Genomic DNA, 26,144 nt, shown 5'->3' on the forward strand with positions numbered 1-26,144 from the left:
CCCGAACCCGCCGATGGCCGACGATTCCAACCGCGACGTCCAAGCACCGCCCGAGCCGGTGCAGTGGTACGAGGGCATGCTGCTGTCGCCGCAGCATTTCCAGCAGCACGCCCGCCAGCAGGAAGCGCTGGTCGCCTACCGCCTGGACGCGGTGTCCCGCTACGCCTGGGGCATCCGAGAGGTCAGCGTGGACGGCGAGGCGCTGAAGAGTGGCCGGGTGATCGTCCGCCAGCTGGAGGCGGTGATGCCGGACGGCCTGACCGTCCAGCACCCGCTGCCGGAAACCCGCCACCATCCCCTGGAGATCACGGTCGCGCCGGGGCCCGACCGGCCGGTCACGGTCTATCTCTCGGTGCCGCGCTACCGCAGCGCCGACGCCGCCCCGGACAGCGTCGCCGGGCGCTACCGGTCGGTGATGGGCGCGGCCGAGCGCGACGACAACACCGGGGCCGACGAGGTGCCGATCCCGCGCCTGCGCCCCAACCTGCAGCTGACCCACGAGGACGCGCTGGAAGGGACGTTCGTCCACCTGCCGCTGATCCGCCTGAGCGCTGAGGCGAGCGAGGTCGCCGCCGATCCCAGCTTCGATCCGCCGCGCCTGTCGATCGCCCAGTCGGCCGCGCTGACCCGCCTGGTGCAGGAGCTGTGCGAGCAGATGCTGGGCAAGGCGAAGGCGCTGGCCGCGATGGGGCGCAGCGATCAGGCGCGCAACAACGCCGCCATCCAGCGCGACACGCGCGACCAAGTCCGGGCGATCTCGTCCTGTCTGCCGACCGTGCGCGCGTTGATCGACGCGGGCGCGCATCCCTTCGAGGTCTATCTGGAGCTGACCCGGGCGCAGGGCGCGATGACGGCGCTGACCGGTCAGCCGCCGGAAGAACTGCCGCTGGGCTACCGGCACACGGACCCGATGGCGAGCTTCCGGGCGCTGGCGGATGCGCTGCACCGGCAGCTGGCCGCCGTGTCGGCGCGCTACGTCGTGCGCCGGTTCCATGCCGACCCGGTGTCCGGCAGCTTCTACCTGCGGATCCCCGGCAGCTGGCTGCAGGCGGCCCGCGCGGGCACGGTTCCCAAGCTGCTGGTCGGCGCCCGACCGAATGCGACGGCGACGCCGGAGGCGGTGGTGACCTGGATGCGCAACACCCGGATCGCGACCTATGAGCGGCTGGACGACCTGAAGCGCCGGCGCGTGCTGGGCGCCCAGCGCCAGCTGGTGCAGCAGCCGGAGAGTTACGATTTGCTGCCGCTGGCGGGCACGCTGGTGTTCGAGGTCACCGCGGACCCGGCGCTGGTTCCGGCCGACAGCGTGCTGGTGATCGCCGGCGTGACGGCGGGCGAGCTGATCTCCGAGATCGAGCTCTATGTGCCCGCGCAGGTGGCGGACGACACTGCCGGCGTGCCGGCCGCCAACGGCGGCGGCGACGCGCAGCCGGCACCGGAGCCGTGAGGCGGGCGCTCGCGAATTCGCCTGTCGGACGTAATCCGAGACGACGGAAAGTAAAAAGGCCGTCCCAAAAGAACGAGTCCTGATTGTGGGGCGGTACCCGTCTGGGTCATAATCCAGGATAACTTTCCGGGGTGTCGGCGCATTCGCGTCGGACACGCGGTCGGACAGGCAGGGCGGATCAAGCATGCGCCGTTGGACTGGGGACGAGGGGGCGGGTAGCCGGGCCGGGGATGGCGGCGAGCTGCGCGCCTGTACCCGCGCGTTCGTCGGCGAGCTGATCCGCCTGGAAGACGAACTGACCCGCCGCGGCGAGCCGTTGACCGCGGCGGTCGCGGACGCCCTCGCAGCGCAGGCCGACAACCCGCGGGTCCAGGCCGACCGGGTGCAGCGGCGCTTGTCGGCGCTGCTCGACAGCTATGCCCATAGCCTGCGGGAAACCGGCAGCGGCCTCTATTTCGCCGAAGCCGACTACGCCCTCTGCGCACTCGCCGACGAACTGCTGCTGCATCGGGTGGCGTGGCGCGGCGCCGACCTGTGGCGCGAATATCTGCTGGAGCGCGCGCGGTTCGGGACGGAGGCCGCCGGCGATCGCGTGTTCGAGCGGATCGACGCCTTGCGCGCACAGCCGGATCCGGCGTCCAGCGAGCTGGCGGGCGTCTACCTGACCGTGCTCGCGCTGGGCTTCCAGGGCCGCTACCGCCACGGCGATCCGCCCGACACGTCCCGGCCCGACACGCCCCCGCCCGACACGTCCCCGGCCGACGCGTTCGTGTCCGACAGGTCCGGGATCGACACGGCGGGGCGCGGATCGGCGGAGGACGCCGTCCGGACGGATCCGATCGTCGAACGCCGCCGCCAGCTGTTCCAGATCGCCTGCCTGAACGATCCAGGCCTTGGCGAGGCCGACGCGCCGCTGGTGCGCCAGGCGCCGCCGCTGGAGGCCGGCGTGCCTGGCCGTCTGCCCGGTCTCCGCCGCTGGACGGCCGTGCTGGCGGCGGTGATCGTCGCCTATCTGCTGATCGGGCAAGGCATCTGGAGCGTCACCACCCAGCCGGTCGAGGCGGAACTGGCGGAGTGGTGGCGGTTCGTCGACGACGGCGCGCGCGCCGCCGGCGCGAACCGGTAGCCCGGCCGCGATGGACACCTTCCTGACCCTGTTCGGCGGCTGGCTTCCGTACCTCGCGGTCGGGTTGCTGCTGCTGGCGCTGCTGGTGTTCGTCATCGTGGTCCTGCTCGCCCGGCAAGCTGCCCCCAAGGCCGATGAGGAGCCGGCGCCGGAACCCGAACGGGAGGCCGAGCAGGAGCGTGCCGAGAGCGGCGGCCGGCGGCTCCAGCAGGTGTTCCGGCTTGCCATGCAGCTGATGGACCGCGGCACCCGCCGGTCGGAGTACCGCTACCGCACGCCCTGGGTGCTGCTGCTGGGCGCGCCCGGGTCGGGCAAGAGCGCGCTGTTGTCCGCCGCCCGCGCGCAGGGCTTGCCGGCCGATGTGATCCCGGAGACCGGCGACCTGGACGGCGAGGCGTGCGACGCCGCCTGGTGGCTGTTCGACACCGGGGCAGTCCTGGACGTGCGCGGCCGGCTGTTCGCCGCCGCCGACCGCGGCCGCGACGATCGGGCGCGCTGGCGCCGCCTGCTGCTGCTGTTGCAGGGCGCGCGCCCCGCGCGGCCCGCCGACGCCATCCTGCTGACCCTGCCGGCCGGCGATTTCGTCGGCCCGGACCGGCTGAGCGAGGGGGCGGTGGAGCGCAAGGCGGAGACGCTGTACCGCCAGCTGGCCGATCTGCAGCGCCAACTGGAGATCCGTCTGCCGATCTACCTGGCGATCACCCAAGCGGACGCGATCCCGGGCTTCGCCGGTTTCGCTGAGGCGGTGGGGCCGGAACGCCGCCGGCAGCTGCTCGGCTGGTCCAGCCCCTATGGCGGCGAACAGCCCTACGGCGCCGACTGGATCCGGCAAGCCTTCCAGCACGTCAACCAGGAGTTGGCCCGCGCCCGACTGCGCATCATGGCGGAAGCCGTCGACGACGACGCGATCGGCGATCTGTTCCGCTTCCCGCAAGCGCTGCAGACGCTCGAGGCGGGGGTGGCGCGGATGGTCGACGGCTTGCTGAAGCCGAGCGTCTACCACGAGGCGTTCGTGCTCCGCGGCCTCTACCTGACCGGCGCGCCGGCAAAAGCCGGCCCTGAAGCGCAAGCGGCGTCGGATGCGCCGACGGCCGTCCCGGCGTTCGTGCACGATCTGCTGGCGCATCGCCTGTTCGCGGAAACCGGGCTGGCGCAGCCGGCGCGGGTGTCGTTTCTGGCGCGCAACCGGGCGCAGCGCAGCTTGCAGGTCGCCAGTCTGGCGGCCGTCGCGCTCGCCGGTGTGGGCCTGCTCGCGTCGGCGCACGGGCTGCGGCAGGACGGCAATCGGCTGGGCGCGGCCCTGGACTCCGTCGTCGTGTCGATGAAGGACCAGGCGATCGCCGGCGGCGCGGAGCCGAGCCGCTTTCAGCGCGACGACGCGGAGGCGCTGCTGGACGCCTTCTCGATCGCCGACAGCGGGGCGCTGACCTCCTGGCTGCTGCCGGCTGCCTGGCTGTCCGACCTCGACGTGCGCACGACCGCGTTCCTGTCCACGGCGACGCAGACGATCGTGCTCGACGCGGCGCTGCTGGAGCTGCAGCGCGAGGCCGAGCGGCTTGCCGCCAGCCCGCCGACGCCGGACCCCGCCCCGGGCACCTTCTCCCGGATCGCCGCGCTGCCGGCGTTCAGGCAGTTCCAGCAAACGCTCGCACGGGTCGAGAACCTGAACGTGAACGCGCAGCGTTACGACCGTCTGCGCCAGCCGCGGCAAAGCAGCCTGCAGGACTTCCGGGCACTGGTCGGGGATCTCTTCGAGCGCGCCGATACGGTCGTGCACCTGGACCGCGGGCAGGTCCTGGCCGAGGCGCTGGCGGAGGCGGAGGGCTCACCGTTCGAGCTCGAGGCGCGTTACGGCGATGCGTTGCGCGCGCGCGTCCGCCAGGCCGCACGGACGGTCCACCGCCAGCTGTTCGCCGCCCAGCCGCTGGTGCCGCAGCTGGACGCGCTGGATGACGCGCTCGCCGACCTTTTGCAGGGCGAGCGCGACAGCGACGCCGCGATCGCCGCGCCGCGCCATTACCTGGACGCGTTGGGCGTCCTGCGCCGGGATCTGGGGGATCCGGCCTACGTCTGGCTGGCCGAGCAGGCGCCGGACTTCGGCGACGCCTACAACACCGCGATCGAGACGGTTGCCGCGACCGGCGTGCTGGGCGCCCGGCTGCGCGACACGATCCGGCAGGAGGGGCTGGCGGCGCTGGACGAGTACCGCCGCCAGCTGTTCCACCGCTACGCCCGCTCGCCGTTGGCGCCCTATCTGGTGCACGAGGACGAGACGTTCGAGATCGCGCCCCGCCTGACCGCCCTTGGCGGCATGTTGGAGGATCTCGTCCGTCGGGAACTGCCGGCCGGGCCGGACCGGCCCCGGCTGGTGACGCAGGTCGACGCGGGCCAGCGGGTGCTCTGGAATCCGGAACTGCTCGCCCGCGCGGCCGACCTGTTCCGGGGTTACGAAACCTTCGCCGCCAAGGCTTACCCGGACGTGCCGGTCTCGGTCGGCGCCCGGGTGCGCGAGATCGCCGCCGCGACCGCCGAGCGGTCGATGCTGAGCGCGGCCGCCCAGGCACAGACGGTGGAGGTGCGCGGTAGCGATCTGTTCGGGCCCGACGGCGCGAACGCGATCGAGCGGGAGGTGCGCAACTTCGCCCAGGCCTCGGAAGCGCTGCGCCGGCTGATGGCGCTGTTCGGCGAGCGCGGGTTCGAGGCGGCGCGGCCGGCCCTGCGCGGTGCCGTGGTGTCGCAGACCGAGCATCTGCTGAAGGCGGTGGATGCCCTGCTGGCGCGCGAAGGGCCGCTCTACGCGGTCGGCGGCGTGGGCGGCTGGGACGGGCGGACGCCGCTTGCCTACGCCCTGTTCGGCGTCGCGGGCGACAACGGCCTGGACATCTACCTCGCCCAGCAGCGCCGGCGGCTGCGCCTGCTGGCGAAAGGCTACGCCGAGCCGCTGGTCGACTTCCTGGAGGCACTGCCGCGCCCGGCACCGGGGCTGGGCGCGACGATCGCGCGCTGGCGGGAAGCGGTCGCGGCGATCGACCGGTACGACGGGCAGGTCCCGGATAACGCGATCCAGCAGATCGAGGCCTACGTCCGGACCACGATGACGGCGCTGACCGCCGACACCTGCGGCGAGGTGCTGACCGGCGGGCCGCCCAGCGGGTTCGACGACGGGCTGGTCACCAGCCGCCTGGACGCATTGCAGCGCGCCAGCTACAGCGCCTGCACCCAGCACATCGACGACCGCCTGTTCGACGTCTACGCCGAGGTCGCCTCCGCTTTCCGGCCGCTCGCCGGGCAGTATCCTTTCGCCGCGCCGCCGGTCGACGGCCGGCCGGCGAACGTCCTCGACCCGGCGGTGGTGCGCGGCTTCTTCCAGACCTTCGACCGGGCGGTCGGCACGATGGCCGGCGGGCTGGAGACGCTGCGCGCCGACCGGTCGACCCGCCGCGGCCGGGCGATCGGCTTCCTGCAGGACCTGGCCCGCATGCGCGCGGTCATCGACCCGCTGCTCGACATTACCGGTGCGGGAACGCCGCAGGCCGCGCAGGTACAGGTCGCCTTCCGGGTCAACACCGAGCGCGAGGCATTGGCCTACAATGTCCTGGAATGGCGCCTGCAGATCGGGCCGCAGGTGCTGTCCAGCCTGGGCGCGGAACGCAGCGCGACCTGGCGTGCCGGACAGGACGCCCGCCTGACGCTGCACTGGGCGGCAGACGCTCCGCGCCAGCCGATCGACGCGGCCGGCGGGCCGACCCTCGACCTGCCGGAGATCGGCTACGGCTACCCGGCGCCCTGGGGTTTGCTGGCCCTGATCCAGGCGCACCAGAGCGCGCCCGCCGACCTGCCGGGCAACGCCGATCTGGCGCCCTGCACGCTCAAGTTCGAAGTCCCGGTGGTGAGGCAGCCCCCGGAGAACCGCGACGGCGAGACACCGCGGCCGACCGCCGGGCTGGCGGCCGAGACCGCGCGCGCCTTTCTGCGCCTGCAGCTGTTCCCGGCGAACGCCGCACCGGGCGAGGCGGCGCCGATCCAGCTGCCCGCGCGCTTCCCGTCCGCGCTGCCGGACCTGAACCCACCGGAGCGCCGCTCGTGAGCGCGCCCGCCGATACGTCCGCGCCGGATGGCTCGCTTACCGCCCGGCCGGCCCCGGCGCTGCCCGAGCGCGCGCGCGGGCTGATCGACCTGGCAGCGCTGCTGGCGCCGGTGTCGCAGGCGCGGCCGGAAGGCGTCGCGCTGGACGACGACCCGGTGCTCCAGAAGCTGTCCGATCTGCGCCGCGAGGACGATCCCCGGCTGCCCCAGGGGGTCTGGGCACGCGAGCTTAAGGTTGCGGACTGGGCCGGCATCATCAAGCTCGCCGGCGACACGCTGGCCGGCCGGTCGAAGGATCTGCAGATCGCGGTCCGCCTGTGCGAGGCGCTGACCGTCCGGCACGGCTACGCCGGGCTGGCGGCCGGGCTGATCCTGCTGACCGGCCTGGTCGCGCGCTACTGGGACAGCGCGCACCCGAAGCCGTCGGGGCGCGACCTGTCGGACCGGCTGGCGCCGTTCGAATGGCTGGAGGCGAAGCTGCCGCGGCGGCTGAGCCTGCTGCCGGCCAGCGACCCGCCGGCCGAGCGCGGGCAGTGCTGCACGTTCGCCGACCTGCAGATGGCGGTGCATCTGGAACGCGTCGCGCAGCGCGACCCGAAGGCGTTCAAGCAGGCGGAATCCGCCGGCGCGGTTACCCGCGCGGTCGCCGACAAGTCGGTCGCGCTGACTCCCGGCGCGTTCTACCAGAGCTGCGAACAGACGTGCCGCGACGCGCTCGCCGCCCTCGACGCGCTGACCGATGCGCTCGACGGCGCCTGCGCCGACGATGGCCTGACCTTCGGCGCCCTGCGCGACGCGCTGAACGAGCAGCTGGGCATGCATCGGGCGTGCCTGCGCGACAAGGGGCTGGCACCGCTCGACGCCCCGGAGACGCCGGCGCCGCACGGCGACGGACCCGCCGGGGCGCCAGCCGGCACCCCGGGGCCGGAGCCGGCCGCCCAGCAGGGAAGGGAGACCGCGATGACAGACCGCGCCGAGGCCAGTGGCCAGGGGCATGCCCAGACCGGCGCAACCGGGGGCGACCCGGATGCGCCGGTGCCGGCGATCCGCTCGCGCGAGGACGCCTACGCCCGGATCGCGCAGGTCGCCGACTACCTGCAACGCACCGAACCGCACAGCCCAACGCCCTATCTGCTGCGCCGGGCGATCCACTGGGGGCGGCTGGATCTGAACCAGCTGCTTCTGGAGCTGACCGGCAATGGGATGGACTTCATGCAAGTGATGCGTCTGCTCGGCATTGGACAGGACGAGTCCGGCGTTGGCGGCGGCGGATCACCGGGACGTTGAGAAAAGTGCCGATAAGTGCAAAGCAGGGACGCATTTTCGCTTCCGATTGTGGGCGTTGTGCGTATACTTCGGCCTAAGCAATTCGGATCGGACGGCCATCGGCCGAACGCGATGGGATTAGCGTTGCGCGGCGCGATATAACGGGTGTTTGCCGCGCCACGCCGGACGGGACAGCAAGGCAACCGGAAAAGGGGTCTGGTCGATGTCGGAGAGCTTGCAGGAGAAGCTTGGCCGGGTTCGCAAGCCGCGCGTGCACATCACCTACGATGTGGAAACCGGCGGCGCGATCGAGATGAAGGAGCTGCCGTTCATCGTCGGCATCATGGCGAACCTGAGCGGCCAGCCGGAAGATCCGGACAGTGTACCGCCGCTCAAGGAGCGCAAGTTCACCGAGATCGACCGCGACAACTTCGGCGACATCATGCACAAGGCGCAGCCGCGCTGCGTGGTCAACGTGCCGAACCGGCTCGCCGGCGACGGCGAGACCACCTCGGTCGAGCTCACGTTCGAGTCGATCGACGACTTCCTGCCCAACCGGATCGTCGAGCAGGTGCCCGCGCTCAAGGAACTGCTGGAATCCCGCCAGCGTCTGTCGGACCTGAAGAGCAAGCTCGACGGCAACGATCCGCTTGCCAAGCTGCTGAACAGCGCGGTCGAGCAGACCGAGAGCCGCAAGAGCCTGAAGTCCGACGTGCAGAAGCAGGTCACCGCGGCTGGCGCCGGTGGCAAGTCCGGCGGCAAGTCAGGCGGCGCCAAGGGCGGCGGCAAGGCCGGCGGCGAGGGCGGCGACAGCTAGCCGCGCCGGGTATCGGAGGATCCAGACCGCGGCCGGTCCGGCCGGAACGGTCGAACGGGGAAGCAGTGCCGGCGCGCGAGACGCCGCCGACGCATAGGGGATAGCGATCATGGCCGACGAGAACACTTCCGGGCAGGCGTCCGGCGGCGCGGGCGCGCAGGCCGCCCTGCTGGACCAGATCCTCAGCAACCCGCGCATGCGCGTGCAGCCGGAGCCGGAGGCCGAAGGGCCGTCGTATCCGATCCAGCTGCTCGACGAGTTCGCCACCGAGGTGCTGACCGACGACGTCGCCGACGACCGCGACGTGGTCACGCTGATCGAGCAGCGGATTGCCGAGATCGACGAGAAGATCGGCCTGCAGATGGACGAGATCCTGCACGCGCCGGAGTTCCAGGAATTGGAGGCGACCTGGCGCGGGCTGCACTTCCTGGTGATGAACACCGAGACGGGCACGATGCTCAAGCTCCGGGTGCTCAACACCACCAAGAAGGACCTGGCCGACGATCTGGAAAAGGCGATCGAGTTCGACCAGTCCGGTCTGTTCAAGATGGTCTACGAGAGCGAGTACGGCACGTTCGGCGGTACGCCTTACGGCTGTCTCGTGGTGGACTACTACTTCGACAAGACGACCCCGGACATGAAGCTGCTGCAGGCGCTCTCCGGCGTCGCTGCGGCCGCGCACGCGCCGCTGCTGTCCGCCGCCGGCCCCGGGCTGTTCGACTTCGAGACCTGGCTGGAGCTGCCCAAGAAGCGCGATCTCGCCAAGATCTTCGAAAGCCTGCAGCACGTCGCCTGGCGTGCGTTCCGCGACAGCGAGGACTCGCGCTATGTCGTGCTCACCGCCCCGCGGTTCATGCTGCGCGCGCCCTACGACCCGATCGAGAACCCGGTCGAGGACATCGTCTATAAGGAGCAGGTGCACTTCAATCCGGTGCCGGAGACCAACGGCTCCGGCGAGCCGGTTGAGCCGCGCACCCCCGAAAAGCAGGCGCTGCTCGACCAGCGCGCGGCGCAGGCGGCGGCGATGTCGCGCGAGGAGATCGCGGTCGCCGAGCACAACAACTTCCTGTGGGGCAACAGCGCCTACGCGCTCGCACAGCGGATCACCAACGCGTTCGCGCTGCACAAGTGGATGGCGGCGATCCGCGGGGTCGAAGGCGGCGGCCTGGTCGAAGGGCTGCCGCTGTACTTCTGCACCACCGACGAGGGCGACGTCGCGATCAAGTGCCCGACCGAGGTCGGGATCACCGACCGGCGCGAGAAGGAGCTGAACGACCTCGGCTTCATCGCCCTGGTGCACCGCAAGAACGGCAACCAGGCGGCGTTCTTCGGCGGCCACTCGACGCAGAAGCCGAAGCTCTACGACACCGCGTTCGCCAACGCCAACGCGCGGCTGTCGGCGATGCTGCCTTACATGCTCTGCACCTCGCGGTTCGCGCACTATATCAAGTCGATCATGCGCGACAAGGTCGGCAGCTTCATGACCGCGCAGAACGTGGCCGAGTACCTGAACCGCTGGATCAGCAACTACGTGCTGCTGGATGACAGCGCCCCGCAGGCGATGAAGGCGAAGTACCCGCTGCGCGAGGCGCGGGTCGACGTGGTCGACGAGCCGGGCAAACCCGGCTGCTACAAGGCGACCGTGTTCCTGCGCCCGCACTTCCAGCTGGAGGAATTGACGGTGTCGATGCGTCTGGTTGCGGAACTGCCGCCGCCCGCCGCCTGATCCGCCGACCTGCGACCGGCCGCGGCGGGCTGCAGGGACCGCCGCCGCGGCCGGTCGGGCCGGACGACCTGCTGCCGACCGCCATTATCTGCGAACACGACCGCCGAGACCTGTCGCCGGCGTTTTAGGGGACGAGACGCATGGACGTCATCTTGATGAAGCCCAGCGAGGACATCAAAGGGGAATGCCTGCTCAAGGGGCATGAGCAGGAGCTCGAACTGCTGAGCTACAACCACGGCCTGATGATGCAGGTCACCAGCGACCAGTCGAACAGCGCACGCACGTCGGGCAAGCCGATGCTGCAGGAGTTCTCGGTCACCAAGTACATGGATGCCGCTTCGCCCAAGCTGTACGACTACCTGCTGCGCGGCGCCGACATCGGCACGGTCACGCTGACGATCGGCCGCAACGACAACGGCGAGGTGCTGCCGCTGATCGTCTATACGCTGGAGGAGACGCTGATCTCGAACATCTCCACCGGCGGCGGCGGCGGCGACAAGCCGGTGGAGACGCTGTCGATGAACTTCACCCGGATCCAGTGGGAGTACAAGCAGCAGGACCCGGGCTTGGAAGGTAAGGGTGCGGTCACGGCCGTCTGGAACATCAAGACCAACACCGCGGAGTGATCGCGTGCCCGTGCGGGCCACGGCACCGGTCGGCCGGCGGGCGCGTCGTGGGTAACGGGCGGGCCATCCGGCGATGACCAGGATCCGGCGCAGCGAGGCCGGCCGCGCGCTGTTGTTCGACCGTCTGTGCGACGACGCGCCGAAGACGCCGGACCGGCCGGAGGCCCGGCCTTACCGCACCTACGACAAGGCGCAGCTGAAGGCGTCCGTCCGGCGCGAGCTGCAGCGGCTGTTGGATACGCGGGCTCCGCGCTCGCTCGCGCAGATGGCCGGGCGGCCGCGCACGGTGATCGACTACGGCGTGCCCGAGGTGACGCCCTACATGATGAACAACGCGGGCGAGAGCGGCGCGCTCGCCAAGTTCCTGGTGGACTCGATTGCCGCGTTCGAGCGGCGGCTCGCCAACGTGCGCGTCGAGCTGGTGCGCGCGCAGCCGACCCTGCAGCGCCTGGAGGTTCGGGTCGACGCCGACCTGGTGGCCGGCCGGCTGTGGGAGCCGGTGAGTTTCGAGCTCGCCACCGGCGGCGGCGCGCAGGTGGCCGCGCGCGACCCCGATCCCGCACCCGGCTAAGGCATCCACCGCGCGACCCCTGTCCGACGAGGCTCACCGTACCGATGCGCGACGATCCCCAGGACCTGCTGCTCGAGTATTATCTGCGGGAACTGGACTACCTGCGCCAGTCCGGCGCGGAGTTCGCCCGGCGCCATCCGCGCCTGGCGGAACGGCTGGAAATCGGCGCGCTGGAGGAGAGCCCCGACCCGCACGTCGAGCGGCTGCTTGAGGGCGTGGCCTTTCTGACCGGCCGGATCCAGTACAACCTGGACCGCGAGTTCCCGCAGATCCCCTCCGCCCTATTGGAGATCCTGTACCCGCAGCTGGCCGCGCCGGTGCCCTCGGTCTCGACCGCCTGCTTCCCGGTCGACGGCAAGAAGGTCAAGCAGTCCACCGGCTTTACCGTGCCGCGGCACACCCAGCTGACCGCCCGCGGCCGGCAGGGCGAGGTGTGCTACCTGCGCACCGCCGCCGACCTGACGCTGTGGCCGATCGAGGTGGTCTGGGCCGGGTTCCGTCCGGCCAGCGACTTCCCGGCGATGGCGCGCGTCCCGCAGGTGGCGAGCGTGCTGCAGGTGCGCCTGCGCGCGCTGGCGAAGAACAGCTTCGACGCGCTGGAGGTCGACCGGCTGCGCCTCCACCTGAGCGGCGACGTCGCCAACGCCGCCCGCCTGCACGAGCTTTTGACCCTGGGCGACACCGCCGGCCTGGCGATGGCGGCGGAGGGCGATCTGCGCGCGCGCCGCGAGGTCGGCGTCGAGGCCGCCGGCTTCGCCGAGGCGGAGGCGCTGCTGCCCGGCCCGCGCCACGGGCATCCGGGCTATCGCCTGCTGCAGGAGTATTTCACCTTCCCGCAGAAGTTCCTGTACGTCGACGTCGTCGGGCTGTCGCGGGTCGACTGCGGGCAGACGCTCGACCTGCTGCTGCCGCTGGCCCGGCGGCCGGACGCGCGCACACGCGTCGACGCCGCCACCGTCAAGCTCGGCTGCGTGCCGGTGATCAACCTCTTTCCCAAGACCACCGACCCGATCCGGATCAGCCCGCAGCAGCTGGAATACCGCCTGTCGCCCGACAAGCGCTACGAACGCGTGACCGAGATCCACACGATCCAGAAAGTCTGTTCGGCGAGCGGCAAGGAAGCCGGGGTGCGCGAGCTGACTCCGTTCTTCTCGTTCGACCACGCGCGGGCGAGCAGCCAGCGGGCCTTCTGGTACGCCCGCCGCGCGCCGGCGACCCAGGCCGACCTGCCGGGCACGGAAATGCTGCTGTCGTTTCTCGACCTCGACTTCGATCCCGAGGATCCCACCGAGCCGTCGGCCTACGCCTATACCCTGTGCACCAACCGCGACCTGGCGGAGAAGTTGCCGGCGGGCACCCGTCTGTTCATCGAACAGGACATGCCGGTCGCCGACGGCGGCATCCACCTGCTGCAGCGGCCGACGTCGCAGGCGCCCGCCACGCTGGCCGGGCAGGCGCTGTGGCGGCTGGTGTCGCACCTGTCGCTGAACTACCTGTCGCTGGGCGGTCCCGAGGGGCTGACCGCGTTCAAGGAGGTGCTGCGGCTCTACGCCGGGCACCAGCACGCCGGCACGCAGGCCCAGATCGACGGCCTGACGGCGATGGCGACCGAGGACACGATGCGCCCGATCGGCTTCGACGCCTGGCGGGGCTTCGTCCGCGGCACGCGGATCACCCTGACGCTGGACGAGGCGGCGTTCCAGCGGGTCGGCGCCAGCGCCTATCTGTTCGCCAGCGTGCTGGAACGCTTCTTCGGCCTCTATGCCAGCGCGAACTCGTTCACCGAACTGGTGATCAAGCGCGCCGCGACCGACCGGGAATGGACCCGCTGGCCGCCGCGCGCCGGCGACCGGGCGCTGCTATGACCCGGATCGCGATCCGGATCGGGGGCGCGGGATGACCGACGCGTCCACTCCGGATTTCGGCCGCTACGAGTTCCGGCCGGCCGTGCGTCTTCTGGAACAGCTGGCCCGCCGGCGCGCCGATCCGAACGGCCCGCCGCCGGTCTCCCCCGGGGAGCCCGGCCCGCTCGACGCGCAGGCCGTGCGTTTCGCCGCCACCGTCGACCTCGCGTTCGCGCGCGGCTCGGTCGACTCGCTCGACCGCGGGGCCGCGACCGGCGGCGCCGACCGGCTGCGGGTCAACTTCCTGGGCCTGGCGGGTGAGCACGGCCCGCTGCCGCAGGTCGTGACCGAGCTGCTGATCGACCGCGCGGCGCGCGGCGACACCGGGCCCAGTGACTTCCTGGACATCCTGAACGACCGGCTGCTGGCGGTGTTCTATCGCGCCCGGCGCAAGCATCAGCCGGTGCTGAGCCCGGACCTGCCGGACCGCGGCCCCTGGGCGCTCTACCTGAACGCGCTGCTGGGGCTGGCGACCGGCGGCCTGGACCGGCGCCTGACCGACGGCCGGCACCGGGTGCCCGACCGGGCGCTGCTGAAATACGCCGGCCTGATCAACCGCCAGCCGCGCAGCCAGGCCGGGCTGGCTGCGCTGCTGTCGGACTACCTCGATGCGCCCGTACGCGTACGTCCCCTGATCGGCCGCTGGCAGCGCCTGCCGGCGGACGTACACACGCGCCTGGGCGCGCGCCTGGGCCAGAACGCGGTGCTCGGCCGGAGTGCCGTGCTGGGCCGCCGGACCTGGGAGCAGGACGGCAAGCTGGCGGTCGACCTGGGCCCGCTCCCGCCCGGCCGGCTGGCGCCCTTCCTGCCCGGTGGCGCCGGTTTCGGCGAGCTGCAGTTGCTGGCCGGCTTCTATCTCGACAGGCGGGCGCAGGTCGATGTGACGCTGGTACCCGGCGCGGACGCGGCGCTGCCGCGGGACCGGCAGGTCCGCCCGCGCGCGCAAGCCTTCCCGGCGCCCAACGTGCCGCCGCCTACGCTGCGCGCGCTGACCGACACGCACGTTTTGGCCGCCCCGCAGGCGCGGGTATCGCGGCGCGACGGGGCGCGTTTGGGCTGGACCAGCTATCTCAAGACGCGCCCGGTCGCCGGCCCGCAGGCGCCGGTGCGTCTCAGCGTGTACAGCGACGCTTGGCGCGCCCGGCTCGAAGGGACGCGATGACCATGGACCTGCGCCGCCTGGTCGACGCGCTCGACCCGGTCTGCCGCCGCGCCCTCGAAGGCGCGGTGCAGTTGTGCGTGCAGAACGCCAACTTCTCGGTCGAGGTCGAGCACCTGCTGGTCCGCCTGCTGGATCAGCCGCAGTCGGACGCGGTGCGTATCCTGGCCCGCTACGACATCGACGCCGGCCTCGTGCAGGACGATCTGCACCGTGCGATCGCGGGCTTCCGCAAGGGCGCGACCCGCGATCCGGTATTCTCCGGCCAGCTGTGCGAGCTGTTGCAGCAGGCCTGGCTGGTCGCCTCGCTCAGCTACCGGGCGGCGAGCATCCGCTCGGGCGCGCTGGTCCAGGCGCTGTTCGACAGCGACCGGCTGCGCCGCGACCTGGTGGCGGCGGTGCCGGCGCTGACGGACGTGCCGCGCGACCGGCTCGCCAGGGATCTCGCGGACGGCCTTGCCGACGGTTCCGAGACGCCGGCCGATCCGGCCGCCTCGGAGCGCGCCGAGACGCTGGCCCGGGACCACGGGATCGACCGCGCGGCCGAACGCAAGGCGGCCAAGTCGACCCGGCGGACCCGCCCGTCCGGCGACCACACCGACGCCGGCGCCGATGGGCGGGAGGCGCTCGCGGCCTACACCATCGATCTGACCGCCGCCGCCCGTGCCGGCCGGCTGGATCCCGTCGTCGGCCGGGATGCCGAGGTCCGGCAGGTGGTCGACATCCTGATGCGCCGGCGCCAGAACAACCCGATCCTGGTCGGCGATCCCGGCGTCGGCAAGACCGCGATCGTCGAGGGTTTCGCCGCGCTGGTCGTGCGCGCCGACGAGGTGCCGGAGGCGCTGCGCGAGGTCGAGGTTCGGGTGCTCGATTTGGGCCTGCTGCAGGCGGGCGCCAGCATGCGCGGCATGTTCGAAAGCCGCCTGAAGCAGGTGATCGAGGAGGTGCAGGGCTCGCCCCGGCCGGTGATCCTGTTCATCGACGAGGCGCACCAGCTGATCGGCGCGGGCGGGCAGGCCGGGCAGGGCGACGCCGCCAACCTGTTGAAACCCGCGCTTGCCCGCGGCGAGCTGCGCACGATCGCCGCCACCACCTGGGCCGAATACAAGAAATACTTCGAGCGCGACGCCGCGCTGGTCCGCCGCTTCCAGGTCGTCAAGGTCGGCGAACCGCCCGAGGCCAGCGCGATCGAGATGGTCCGCGGCCTGGTCGCCAAGATGGAAGCGCATCACGGCGTGCGCGTCCTGGACGAGGCGGTGAAGGATGCCGTGCGCCTGTCGCACCGCTACCTGTCGGGCCGGCAACTGCCGGACAAGGCGATTTCCGTGCTCGACACCGCCTGCGCGCGGGTGGCGATCGGCCAGGCCGCCCGCCCGGCGCGCCTGGAGGAGACCGAACGCCGGCTGGCCGCGCTTGGCGAGGAGGTCCGGCTGCTGGAGCGCGAGCAGCCAAGCGGGCGCGACCATCGCGAACGGCTGCAGGAGCTGACCGAGGCGCTCGAACATCTGGAGGAGGAGCGCATCCGGCTGAGCGCGCGCTGGCAGCAGGAAAGCGCGCTGGTCCACCGCATCCGCGATTTGGAGCAGCGGCTGGAGGACGGCGAGAGCCCGGCCGAGCCGCTGCTGGAGGATCTGGCGACCCAGCGCCTGTCGCTCGACACTCTGCGCGACGAGACCGTGATGGTCCCGGTGCACGTCGACAGCCAGGTGGTCGCCGAGGTGATCTCGGCCTGGACCGGCGTGCCGGTCGGCAAGATGGTGACCGACGAGATCCAGGCGGTGATCGCGCTCAAGGACCGTCTGACCGAGCGGATCGTCGGCCAGGACCCGGCGATGGATGCCATCGCCCGGCGCATCCGCACCTTCCGCGCCGGCCTGGACGAGCCGGGCAAGCCGACCGGCGTGTTCCTGCTGGTCGGCCCGTCCGGGGTCGGCAAGACGGAGACGGCCGTCTCGCTCGCCGAGCTGCTGTACGGCGGCGAGCGCAACATGGTCACCATCAACATGTCGGAATACCAGGAGCCGCACACCGTCTCCGGCCTGAAGGGCGCGCCGCCGGGCTACGTCGGCTACGGCCGCGGCGGCGTGCTGACCGAAGCGGTCCGCCGCAACCCGTACGCGGTCGTCCTGCTGGACGAGGTGGAGAAGGCGCACCCGGACGTGATGGAGCTGTTCTACCAGGTGTTCGACAAGGGCGTGCTGGAGGACAGCGACGGCGTCCCGGTCGACTTCCGCAACGTGGTCGTGCTGCTGACCAGCAACGTCGCCGCCGAGCTCATCGAGGCGCGCTGCCGCCAGGCCCGGCCGGACGCCGAGACGCTGGCGGAAGCGATCCGCCCGGACCTGACGCGCGTGTTCAAGCCGGCGCTGCTCGGCCGGATGGTGGTGGTGCCGTATTACCCGCTCGGCGACGACCAGCTGCGCCGGATCGTGCGCCTCAAGCTGGCGCGCATCCAGGAGCGCTTCTGGGACAACCACCGCAGCGAACTGTCGTACGACCAGGCGGTGCTGGAGGCGGTCCTGCGGCGCTGCCGGGAGAGCCAGTCGGGCGCCCGCGCGCTCGACCATATCCTGAGCCACACGCTGCTGCCCGATCTGTCCTCGGAGATCCTGGCGCGGCTGTCGGCGGGCGAGGGGGTGCCGCTGGTGCACGTCGGTCTGGATGCCGGCGGCAACTTCGCCTACGAGTTCCAGGCGCGCGGCGGCACCGGCCTGGACCGCGCCGCGGACGGACCGGCGGAGGGCTAGGCGGTGGCGGATTATACCCAGGATCGGCGTAACGTCTCGGTCACCACCCCGCTCGGCAAGGATGTCCTGTTGTTTCGCGCGCTCGCGGGGGAGGAGGCGCTGTCGGAGCCGTTCCGCTTCGAGCTCGACCTTGCCTCCGGCGACGCCGCGATCGCCTTCGATGACCTGGTCGGCAAGCCGGCGACGGTCGCGTTCGAGCTGTCGAGCGGCGGCAAGCGCTATCTGAACGGCGTGGTCGCGCGCTTCGCCCAGGTCGGCAGCGACGGGCGCTTCACCCATTACCGCGCGGTGCTGCGCCCGTGGCTGTGGCAGCTGAGCCAGCAGCGCGGCTGCAAGATCTTCCAGCAGCAGACGGTGGTCGAGATCGTCACCGCGGTGTTCGACGAGCTGGGCTTCCAGGACTACCGCAACGCCACCACGGCCGAGTACCAGCCGCGCACCTTCTGCGTGCAATACCGCGAGAGCGCCTTCGCCTTCGTCAGCCGGCTGATGCAGGAGGAGGGGATCTTCTACTTCCACGAACACGCCGACGGGCTGCACACCCTGGTGCTGGCCGACGACGCCGACGCGCACGCGGACACGCCGGAGATCGCGACCCTGACCTACCGGCCGGGCGCGCTGATGGACCGGGAGGTCGACGACCGGGTCAGCAGCCTGCGCCTGGAACAGCAGGTGGTGCCGGGCGCCTATGCGAGCGACGACTACAATTTCGAGACGCCGGCGACGGAACTCTACGTCACCGCCGAGGGCGCGGCCGACGGGCAGGCGGTCTACGAATACCCGGGCCTGTACGCCAAGACCGCGCGCGGCCAGTCGCTCGCCAAGCTGCGGATGGAAGCCCTGGAGGCGCCGGCGACCGTCCTGCACGCCGAAGGCAGCGCCCGTGCGCTGGTCAGCGGCTTCAAGGTCACGCTGCGGGACCATCCGCGCGACGACGTCAACCAGGCCTACGTCGTCACCCGGGTGCAGCACCGCGCGGACACCGAACGCTACCAGGCGGCGTTCGAGGCGATCCCGGCCAGCGTGCCGTTCCGCCCGCCGCTGATAACGCCCAAGCCGCGCATCCCCGGCAGCCAGACGGCCCGGGTGGTGGGCAAGAGCGGCGAGGAGATCTGGACCGACGAGTACGGCCGGATCAAGGTCCAGTTCCCGTGGGACCAGGACGGCGCGGGCGACGAGAACGCGTCCTGCTGGATCCGGGTCGCGCAGCTCTGGGCGGGCGCGTCCTGGGGCGCCTGGTGGCTGCCCCGGATCGGGCAGGAGGTGGTGGTCACCTTCCTGGAAGGCGATCCCGACCGGCCGCTGGTCACCGGCACGGTCTACAACGCCGACAATACGCTGCCCTACGACATGCCGGGCGAGCAGACCAAGAGCACGATCAAGTCGAACTCCTCCAAGGGCGGCGACGGCTTCAACGAACTGCGCTTCGAGGACGCGGCCGGGTCGGAGGAGATCTACGTCCACGCCCAGAAGGACCTGGTCACCGACGTCGAGAACGACCGCACCACGACGGTGATCGCCGGCAACGACACGCTGAGCGTCCAGCAGGGCGACCGCACGGTCGGCGTGGACAAGGGCGACGAAAGCCTGACGGTGGCTGAGGGCGACCGGACGGTCGACGTCACCGCCGGCAACGAGACGCACAGCGTCGGCGGCACCCGTGAGATCACCGTGACCGGCGACGAGACCCGGACCAACCAGGCCAACTTCACCCAGACGGTCGCCGGCGACTACAGCCTGAGCGTGAGCGGCAACCTGACCATCGAGGTCTCGGGCGACGTGACGATCACCGCCGGCGGCGCGATCAGCATCAGCGCGGGCGGCGACGTCACGATCGAGGCCGGCGGCGCCTGGTCCAGCGAGGCCGGCACCTCCTACTCGACCAAGTCGGGCACCGACATGACCAACGAGGCCGGGACCGCGCTGACCAACAAGGGCGGGGTCTCGCTCAGCGACGAGGCGCCCAACGTCACCGTCAAGGCGGACGCCAACACCACCGTCCAGGCCGGCGCGATCTGCGCGGTCAAGGGCAGCATGGTGCAGATCAATTGACCGCCGACGCCGGCAATTTGGTCGAGCGGGTGCCGCTGTTGGGCGGCGTGGCGGAAGGCGCGCGCGAGGTGTTCGCCGCGGACGGCCGGCTGCTGAGCCGCCAGCAGCTGTCCGCGGGCAAGCCGGACGGCGTCACCGAGCTGTTCGACGAGACCGGTGCGCGCACGGCGGAAATGACCTTCGTCGGCGGGCTGCTGCACGGCCACCTGCGGACCTACGCCGGCGGCGAAGTGCAGCGGGAGGCGCGCTACGCCATGGGCCAACTGCACGGGGTTACGCGGAGTTTCGGCCCCGGCGGCGTGGTGACGGCGGAGGAAAGCTATCTCGCCGGCCGGCGGCACGGCCCGGCCCGCCTGTTCGACGCGGCCGGGCGCAAGCTGCGGGAGGTCGATCACGAACACGGCCAGCCGGTCGGCACCGCGCGCACCTTCTACCCGCTGTCGGGCCGGCTGCAGGAGGCGACTCCGCTCGACGGCGGCAAGCCGCATGGCTGGCAGGTCGCCTACCATCCCGACGGCAGGACGGTGCAGCGCCGCCAGCACTTCCAGGCCGGCAAGGCGAACGGCCCGCCGCGGCTTTACGATGCCAAGGGCCGGCCGCTGGATCCCCGGACCGGCAAGGCGAAACGCAAACCTCTGTGGCGGCGCCTGCTGGGCGGCTGAGCGCCCGCGCCCGCCGGCACACCCGAAGGAGACGATGGATGGCGAACCAGGTGGTGATGGGGGCGATGATGAGCTGCTCGTTCGGCACCGCGCCGGGCAGCCTGTTGGTGACCTCCAACCAGACCGTGCTGTCGTCCGGCATGCCGGCGGCGACGATCATGGACTTCGCGCCGATCGCCAACATCCCGCCGTTCGCGATGTGCACCTCGATCGCCAACCCGCAGGTCGCCTCCGCGACCGCGGCGGCGTTCGGGGTGCTGACGCCGATGCCGTGCGTGCCGGTGACGACCGGACCGTGGGTTCCGGGCGCGCCGACCTGCCTGATCGCCAGCCAGCCCGCGCTGACCGACAGCTCGCAGTGTTTCTGCGCCTGGGGCGGGGTGATCCAGATTTCGTTCGCCGGTCAGGCGACCGAAACGGTGGCCTGACGCCGGCGGGGAGGAGGCGATGGCGCTGTCGCACGGCAAGATTGCGGGGCTGCTCGGCGCGGTCCTGCTGATCGCGCTGCTGGCGTTCGCCGCCGGCTTCTTGCTTGGGCTCAGCACCGCCGCCGATCTGGGGGACACCGCCCAGGACGCCGGGTCAGCGTCGTCGCCGGCCGTGGCAGCGGTGCCGGACGGCCGCGCCGACGGTGACGCCGGCGCGGCCGGCGCCGGCCCGAAGGCACCGGACGGCGCCGCCGCCAGCCATGACACCGCCGCCGGGAACGACGGCGCGTCCGCCTCGCCCAGTGCGCCAGCCGATGACACGGAACCCGACGGGCCGGGTGCACCGGAGCCGGGCGGCGGCGCGGCTGTCGACGCCGGCCCCACCGGCTACAGCGTGCAGGCGGGCGAGCATGCGGTCGCGGCGCGCGCGACGGCCGCGGCGAACCGCCTGATCGCGGCCGGCTTCGCGGCCCGGGTGGTCCAGCTTGGAAGCCCGGACGGTCCCTGGTTCCGGGTGGTCGTGGATGGCTTCGACAGCCGGGCGCGCGCGGCGGAGGCGGCGATGCAGATCCGCACCGAACTCGGGGTCGACGCCTTGATCGCCCCGCCGCCGGCACAAGCCGCTAACGCCGGCGCTGATCGGTAGGGTAGGGTTTGGGCATGAGCTCGCCCACCCGCCCGCGTCGTTCGGGGTCGCTGTCGCTTGGCTCCGGCTTCCGGGGCGACGTGGTGACGACGCTGCGGGGCCGGAACCAGGGCGCCGCGGTCGAGATCAACAGCCAGTTCCGGCGCGGCGAGAAGTACGAGCGCGACGTGCGCGTGGTCGACCTGTTCGACCGCCACCGCAGCGCGGCCGGCCGGCGCGCGGGATCGCGCATCCGGCCGTCGATCGACGTCAAGATCGAGTTCGATTAGGCCGGCTGTCCGCACCTCTCTCGGGCCGTTTCCGCCGGCTTGCGAGCCCACGGGGGCGGTGCTAGGTTCCGGCCGGTTTCGCGCCGCCGGCGGTCGCGGCCGTTCGCGGCCGGTCGCCGGTGTGCGGTTTTCACGCCAATCAGGCCGACCAAGACGCCGCCGGCGCGCCCTGGCGCCCGGCCGTCCGGCAGTCGCAAGGGAAGGTGGCATGGCGGTCGACAAGGACACCGTCGCCGGAATCGCGAAGCTGGCCCGCATCAAGGTCGACGACGCCGAGCAGGAAGCCCTGACCAAGGAGCTGTCCAACATCCTGGGCTGGATCGACGAATTGGGCGAGCTGGACACCGAGGGCGTGCAGCCGATGACCAGCGTGGTCGAGGTGCAGCACAGCCTGCGCAAGGACGTCATCAAGGACGGCGACCGGCAGGACGACATCCTGAAGAACGCGCCCGAGTCCAAGCAGGGCTACTTCGTCGTGCCCCGCGTCGTCGAATAACGCGAGTATCGATCTTTCATGGCCGACACCCCGAGCCGCCCGACCGAGATGACCCTCGCCCAGGCGCGCGACGCGCTGGCGAACGGCGAACTCTCGTCCAAGGAGCTGACCCAGGCGCACGTCCAGGCGGTGGAAAGCGCCCGCCAGCTCAAGGCCTACATCACCGAGACGCCGGAGCGCGCGTCGACCATGGCGGAGGCCGCCGACGCCCGTCGGCAGAAAGGCGAAAGCCGCGGCCCGCTCGACGGCGTGCCGATCGCGATCAAGGACCTGTTCTGCACCAAGGACGTGCTGACCACCGCCGGCAGCCACGTCCTGGACGGCTTCACCCCGCCCTACGAGTCGACCGTGACGTCCAAGCTCTGGGATGCCGGTGCCGTGATGCTGGGCAAGACCAACCTGGACGAGTTCGCCATGGGCTCGTCCAACGAGACCAGCTACTACGGCGCGGCCGAGAACCCCTGGCGGCGGCAGGGCGACAACCGCCCGCTGGTGCCGGGCGGCTCGTCCGGCGGCTCCGCCAGCGCGGTCGCCGCACGCGCGGCGCTGGGCGCCACCGGCACCGACACCGGCGGTTCGATCCGCCAACCGGCGGCGCTGACCGGCATCACCGGCCTGAAGCCGACCTACGGCCGCTGCTCGCGTTTCGGCATCGTGGCGTTCGCGAGCTCGCTCGACCAGGCCGGGCCGATGGCGCGCACGGTGCGCGACTGCGCGATCCTGCTGGGCGGCATGGCCGGTTTCGACGACAACGACGGCACCAGCGTCGACACGCCGGTACCGGATTACGAGGCGGCGCTGACCGGCGACATCCGCGGGCTCAAGGTCGGCATCCCCAAGGAGTACCGCGTCGACGGCATGCCCAGGGAGATCGAGGAGCTGTGGCAGCAGGGCCTCGACTGGCTGAAGGACGCGGGCGCCGAGCCGGTGGAGATCTCGCTGCCGCGCACGCATTACGCCCTGCCGGCCTACTACATCATCGCCCCTGCGGAGGCGTCGTCCAACTTGGCCCGCTACGACGGCGTGCGCTTCGGCCTGCGTGAGACCGCGGGCAGCTCGCTCGACGAGATGTACGAGGCGACCCGCGCGGCCGGCTTCGGCGACGAGGTCAAGCGCCGGGTGCTGATCGGCACCTACGTGCTCTCCGCCGGGTATTACGACGCCTACTACAACAAGGCGCGCAAGGTGCGCACCCTGATCGCCCAGGATTTCGCCGAAGCCTATAAGCAGTGCGACGTGATCCTGGCGCCGACCAGCCCGAACGCGGCCTTCGGCGTGGGCGAACTCGCCGACGATCCGATCGCGATGTACCTGAACGACGTCTTCACCGTGCCGGCCAGCCTGGCCGGGCTGCCCGCGCTGTCGGTCCCGGCCGGCCTGGACGCGAGCGGCCTGCCGCTCGGCCTGCAGCTGATCGGCCGCGCGTTCGACGAGGAAACCGTCCTGCGCGCCGGCGAGGTGATGGAAAAGGCGGCGAACTTCACGGCCGAACCGGCCTTCGTGGCGGGGAGATAAGCGAGCTATGGCGGACTACCGTCTCCAAGGCGACACCGGCGAGTGGGAGGTCGTCTGCGGCCTCGAGATCCACGCCCAGATCATCTCGGACTCCAAGCTGTTCTCCGCGGCCGCGACCGAGTTCGGGGCGGAGCCGAACAGCCAGGTCTCGCCGGTGGATGCCGGCATGCCCGGCATGCTGCCGCGGGTGAACCAGTTCTGCGTCGAGCAGGCGGTCAAGACGGGTCTCGGCCTGCGCGCGGAGATCAACCGCTGGTCCGCGTTCGAGCGCAAGAACTACTTCTACGCCGACCTGCCGCAGGGCTACCAGATCAGCCAGTACCTGCACCCGCTGGTGGGCGAGGGGACGGTCTACCTCGACATGCCCGACGGCTCGGTCGTGCCGGTCGGCATCGAGCGCCTGCACATGGAGCAGGACGCCGGCAAGTCGCTGCACGACCAGGAGCCGGGGAAGACCTACATCGACCTCAACCGCTCCGGCGTGGGGCTGATGGAGATCGTCTCCAAGCCCGACATCACCAGCCCCGAGCAGGCCGGCGCCTACGTCAACAAGCTGCGCTCGATCCTGCGCTATCTCGGCACCTGCGACGGCAACATGGCCGAGGGGTCGATGCGCTGCGACATCAACGTCTCGGTGCGCAAGCCGGGCGGCGATCTGGGGACGCGCTGCGAGCTCAAGAACGTCAACTCGGTGCGCTTCATCATGCAGGCGATCGAGGCGGAGGCGACTCGGCAGATCGAGATCCTGGAGGACGGCGGCGAGATCGAGCAGCAGACCCGCCTGTACGATCCCGACAAGCGTGAGACCCGGGCCCTGCGCGGCAAGGAGCACGCGCACGACTACCGCTACTTCCCCGATCCCGACATCCTGCCGCTGATCGTCGAGAACGACTGGGTCGAGCGGATCAAGGCGTCGATGCCGGAGCTGCCGGACGAGAAGAAGCAGCGGTTCATCGACGAGTACGGTCTGAGCGCCTACGACGCGGGCGTGCTGGTCGCCGAACAGGCCTACGCCGACTTCTTCGAGACGCTGGCCAAGGGCCGCGATCCCAAGCTGGCCGCCAACTGGTTCACCGGCGACTTCTTCGGCGCCCTCAACAAGGCCGGCGTGGAGCTCGACGCGGCCCCGGTCGACAGCGCCAAGCTGGGCGAACTGCTCGACCTGATCGCCGACGAGACGATCTCCGGACGGATCGCCAAGGACGTCTTCGAGGAGATGTGGGAGACCGGCAAGCCCGCCGGCCAGATCGTCGAGGACAAGGGCCTGAAGCAGATCACCGACACCAGCGAGCTGGAAGGCATCGTCGACAAGATCGTCGCCGACAACCCCGACCAGGTCGCCCAGGTCCAGGACGGCAACCAGAAGGTCAAGGGCTGGTTCGTCGGCCAGGTGATGAAGGCGACCGGCGGCAAGGCCAACCCGAAGCTGGTCAACGAGATCCTGGCGAAGAAGCTGGGGTAGGGAGGCGCGGGGCGTTGCCCGTTAGGCGGGGTGCGACACGGCGCTGTCGCGCCTGCTCACCATGACGTCGGCGATGGCGTTCGGTTCAGGGAACGCCCGTAGGGAGGAATCCGATGCGGGCGCATGATCCGAAACGCGCGCACCTTACCGCCGCCGCCGACCCCCGAGATCGCCCTGAGCAGGCCGCGCCAGCGGCCGTGTCGAAGGGCGCCCGACGGGGTGATCTGCCCATCGCCGGGATCATGCGGGCTGTTCGGCTGCACGGCGGCGGTCAGGACGGCGGCGGTCAGGTTTATCGGTCCCCGGGCCATTTCCGCCGGGCCGCGCGCGACGCCCCTTGCTTCCGGCGGCGGATCGCCGTAGATTCCAAACCTGACCGCCGTGGTCTGATTTGAAAACTCGGTGGTCGATCGCCGGGCGCGAGACGGTCGTCCGGTGCCGCAAGCCGCAGGAAAGAGACATGACCCGCGAGAACGACGGCACGACACAGGGTGAAGGGGGCAAGACCGCCCGCGACATCCAGTGCGAGAAGCTCGACCCGAACATGCCGTGCAACTGCCGCGAGGCGGTCTGCCGCGCGTATCGGGAGATGGTGGCGCGCGGGGCGAGCCACGTCGACGCGCACCAGGTGGCGTCCCGTGTCTACCGCCATCACCATCCCAACCAGCCGGTCGAGCAGGTGAACCGCCTGGTCACGCGCCTGGTCGAGCCCGCGCCGCTGCACTAGCGCGCGCGGTCGCGTGTCGGGCGCACGCTCGATCCAAGCGCCCGCGGCCGGACCCGGCGGCTTTTCAAGGCGCGCGGCCCGTCCGGACTAAACGCCTACCCAGACGACGACTTTAGAATTCCTCCAATTCAAAATACCATGGCACGCTAGGGCAAGATGCTGAGGTGGAATGACCTTTCAGCTGAATCTTGCTCCTCTTCAAGCCGTTAGAGCAAAATTCACGATAGAGGTCGACTCGACCTTCATCGAGTTTGCTCTAGGCACCGCGCCGCAGACTGCGGCGCCGCTGCCCAGGCCCTGTCGGCACTGCGGACCGGGTGTGCGTGGCGGTCAAAACAGCGTTCACCACCCGCCGCTATCTTCGCAGTTTTTTGATTTTCCGGGCGCCGGACCCCACGTGCTATTCAGCCGG

20 protein-coding genes are annotated in these 26,144 nt (G+C 71.1%); all 20 read left to right on the plus strand.

Features of this window, described 5'->3' with window-relative positions:
- Positions 1–13: 13 nt before the first annotated feature.
- The 20 genes from tssK (at position 14) to CKO28_RS03860 (ending at position 25,732) form a co-directional block, all read left to right on the plus strand.
- On the plus strand, positions 14–1,447 hold the full coding sequence (gene tssK / locus CKO28_RS03765) for a type VI secretion system baseplate subunit TssK (protein WP_200339203.1): 1,434 nt from the start codon (positions 14–16) through the stop codon (positions 1,445–1,447).
- 184 nt (positions 1,448–1,631) lie between these two features.
- The gene (locus CKO28_RS03770) at positions 1,632–2,573 is read left to right on the plus strand and encodes a DotU family type IV/VI secretion system protein (RefSeq protein WP_200339204.1); all 942 of its coding nucleotides are present in this window, start codon (positions 1,632–1,634) and stop codon (positions 2,571–2,573) included.
- Positions 2,574–2,583: 10 nt separating this feature from the next.
- Positions 2,584–6,660: a type VI secretion system protein gene (locus CKO28_RS03775; RefSeq protein ID WP_200339205.1), complete on the plus strand. Its 4,077-nt coding sequence runs from the start codon at positions 2,584–2,586 to the stop codon at positions 6,658–6,660.
- Positions 6,657–7,946, plus strand: a complete 1,290-nt coding sequence (tssA, locus tag CKO28_RS03780) for a type VI secretion system protein TssA (RefSeq protein WP_200339206.1) — start codon at positions 6,657–6,659, stop codon at positions 7,944–7,946. The genes CKO28_RS03775 and tssA overlap by 4 nt, the downstream gene beginning before the upstream one ends.
- Before the next feature lie 202 nt (positions 7,947–8,148).
- Complete coding sequence (gene tssB / locus CKO28_RS03785) at positions 8,149–8,742, plus strand: type VI secretion system contractile sheath small subunit (RefSeq protein WP_200339207.1); 594 nt, start codon at positions 8,149–8,151, stop codon at positions 8,740–8,742.
- Positions 8,743–8,851: 109 nt separating this feature from the next.
- Positions 8,852–10,468 (plus strand): type VI secretion system contractile sheath large subunit, encoded by a 1,617-nt coding sequence (gene tssC / locus CKO28_RS28230; protein ID WP_274610903.1) that lies wholly within the window; start codon positions 8,852–8,854, stop codon positions 10,466–10,468.
- Between the two features lie 140 nt (positions 10,469–10,608).
- Positions 10,609–11,094 carry an Hcp family type VI secretion system effector gene (locus tag CKO28_RS03795; protein WP_200339208.1) on the plus strand — a complete coding sequence of 162 codons (486 nt, stop codon included), beginning with the start codon at positions 10,609–10,611 and terminating at the stop codon, positions 11,092–11,094.
- Positions 11,095–11,167: 73 nt separating this feature from the next.
- Entirely contained in the window at positions 11,168–11,665 is a 498-nt protein-coding gene (gene tssE / locus CKO28_RS03800; protein WP_200339209.1) for a type VI secretion system baseplate subunit TssE, read from the plus strand.
- Positions 11,666–11,709: 44 nt separating this feature from the next.
- Complete coding sequence (tssF, locus tag CKO28_RS03805; RefSeq protein WP_200339210.1) at positions 11,710–13,530, plus strand: type VI secretion system baseplate subunit TssF; 1,821 nt, start codon at positions 11,710–11,712, stop codon at positions 13,528–13,530.
- A 31-nt stretch (positions 13,531–13,561) separates the two neighbouring features.
- Positions 13,562–14,731, plus strand: coding sequence for a type VI secretion system baseplate subunit TssG (tssG, locus tag CKO28_RS03810; protein ID WP_200339211.1), 1,170 nt, complete (start codon positions 13,562–13,564; stop codon positions 14,729–14,731).
- Positions 14,728–17,475 carry a type VI secretion system ATPase TssH gene (tssH, locus tag CKO28_RS03815; protein WP_200339212.1) on the plus strand — a complete coding sequence of 916 codons (2,748 nt, stop codon included), beginning with the start codon at positions 14,728–14,730 and terminating at the stop codon, positions 17,473–17,475. The genes tssG and tssH overlap by 4 nt, the downstream gene beginning before the upstream one ends.
- Before the next feature lie 3 nt (positions 17,476–17,478).
- Entirely contained in the window at positions 17,479–19,527 is a 2,049-nt protein-coding gene (locus CKO28_RS03820) for a type VI secretion system tip protein TssI/VgrG (RefSeq protein ID WP_200339213.1), read from the plus strand.
- On the plus strand, positions 19,524–20,189 hold the full coding sequence (locus tag CKO28_RS03825; protein ID WP_200339214.1) for a toxin-antitoxin system YwqK family antitoxin: 666 nt from the start codon (positions 19,524–19,526) through the stop codon (positions 20,187–20,189). Before CKO28_RS03820 ends, CKO28_RS03825 begins: the two co-directional genes overlap by 4 nt.
- Positions 20,190–20,227: 38 nt before the next feature.
- Complete coding sequence (locus CKO28_RS03830; protein WP_200339215.1) at positions 20,228–20,617, plus strand: DUF4280 domain-containing protein; 390 nt, start codon at positions 20,228–20,230, stop codon at positions 20,615–20,617.
- Between the two features lie 19 nt (positions 20,618–20,636).
- Positions 20,637–21,263, plus strand: coding sequence for an SPOR domain-containing protein (locus CKO28_RS03835; protein WP_200339216.1), 627 nt, complete (start codon positions 20,637–20,639; stop codon positions 21,261–21,263).
- Positions 21,264–21,277: 14 nt separating this feature from the next.
- Positions 21,278–21,532 carry a hypothetical protein gene (locus tag CKO28_RS03840; protein WP_200339217.1) on the plus strand — a complete coding sequence of 85 codons (255 nt, stop codon included), beginning with the start codon at positions 21,278–21,280 and terminating at the stop codon, positions 21,530–21,532.
- 208 nt (positions 21,533–21,740) lie between these two features.
- The gene (gene gatC, locus CKO28_RS03845; RefSeq protein WP_200339218.1) at positions 21,741–22,028 is read left to right on the plus strand and encodes an Asp-tRNA(Asn)/Glu-tRNA(Gln) amidotransferase subunit GatC; all 288 of its coding nucleotides are present in this window, start codon (positions 21,741–21,743) and stop codon (positions 22,026–22,028) included.
- A gap of 18 nt (positions 22,029–22,046) precedes the next feature.
- Complete coding sequence (gene gatA, locus CKO28_RS03850) at positions 22,047–23,543, plus strand: Asp-tRNA(Asn)/Glu-tRNA(Gln) amidotransferase subunit GatA (protein ID WP_200339219.1); 1,497 nt, start codon at positions 22,047–22,049, stop codon at positions 23,541–23,543.
- 7 nt (positions 23,544–23,550) lie between these two features.
- Complete coding sequence (gatB, locus tag CKO28_RS03855; RefSeq protein WP_200339220.1) at positions 23,551–25,005, plus strand: Asp-tRNA(Asn)/Glu-tRNA(Gln) amidotransferase subunit GatB; 1,455 nt, start codon at positions 23,551–23,553, stop codon at positions 25,003–25,005.
- Between the two features lie 460 nt (positions 25,006–25,465).
- Positions 25,466–25,732: a hypothetical protein gene (locus CKO28_RS03860; protein ID WP_200339221.1), complete on the plus strand. Its 267-nt coding sequence runs from the start codon at positions 25,466–25,468 to the stop codon at positions 25,730–25,732.
- The last annotated feature ends 412 nt before the right edge of the window (positions 25,733–26,144 follow it).

It is taken from the genome of Rhodovibrio sodomensis (genome assembly GCF_016583645.1).
Lineage (GTDB): Bacteria > Pseudomonadota > Alphaproteobacteria > Kiloniellales > Rhodovibrionaceae > Rhodovibrio > Rhodovibrio sodomensis.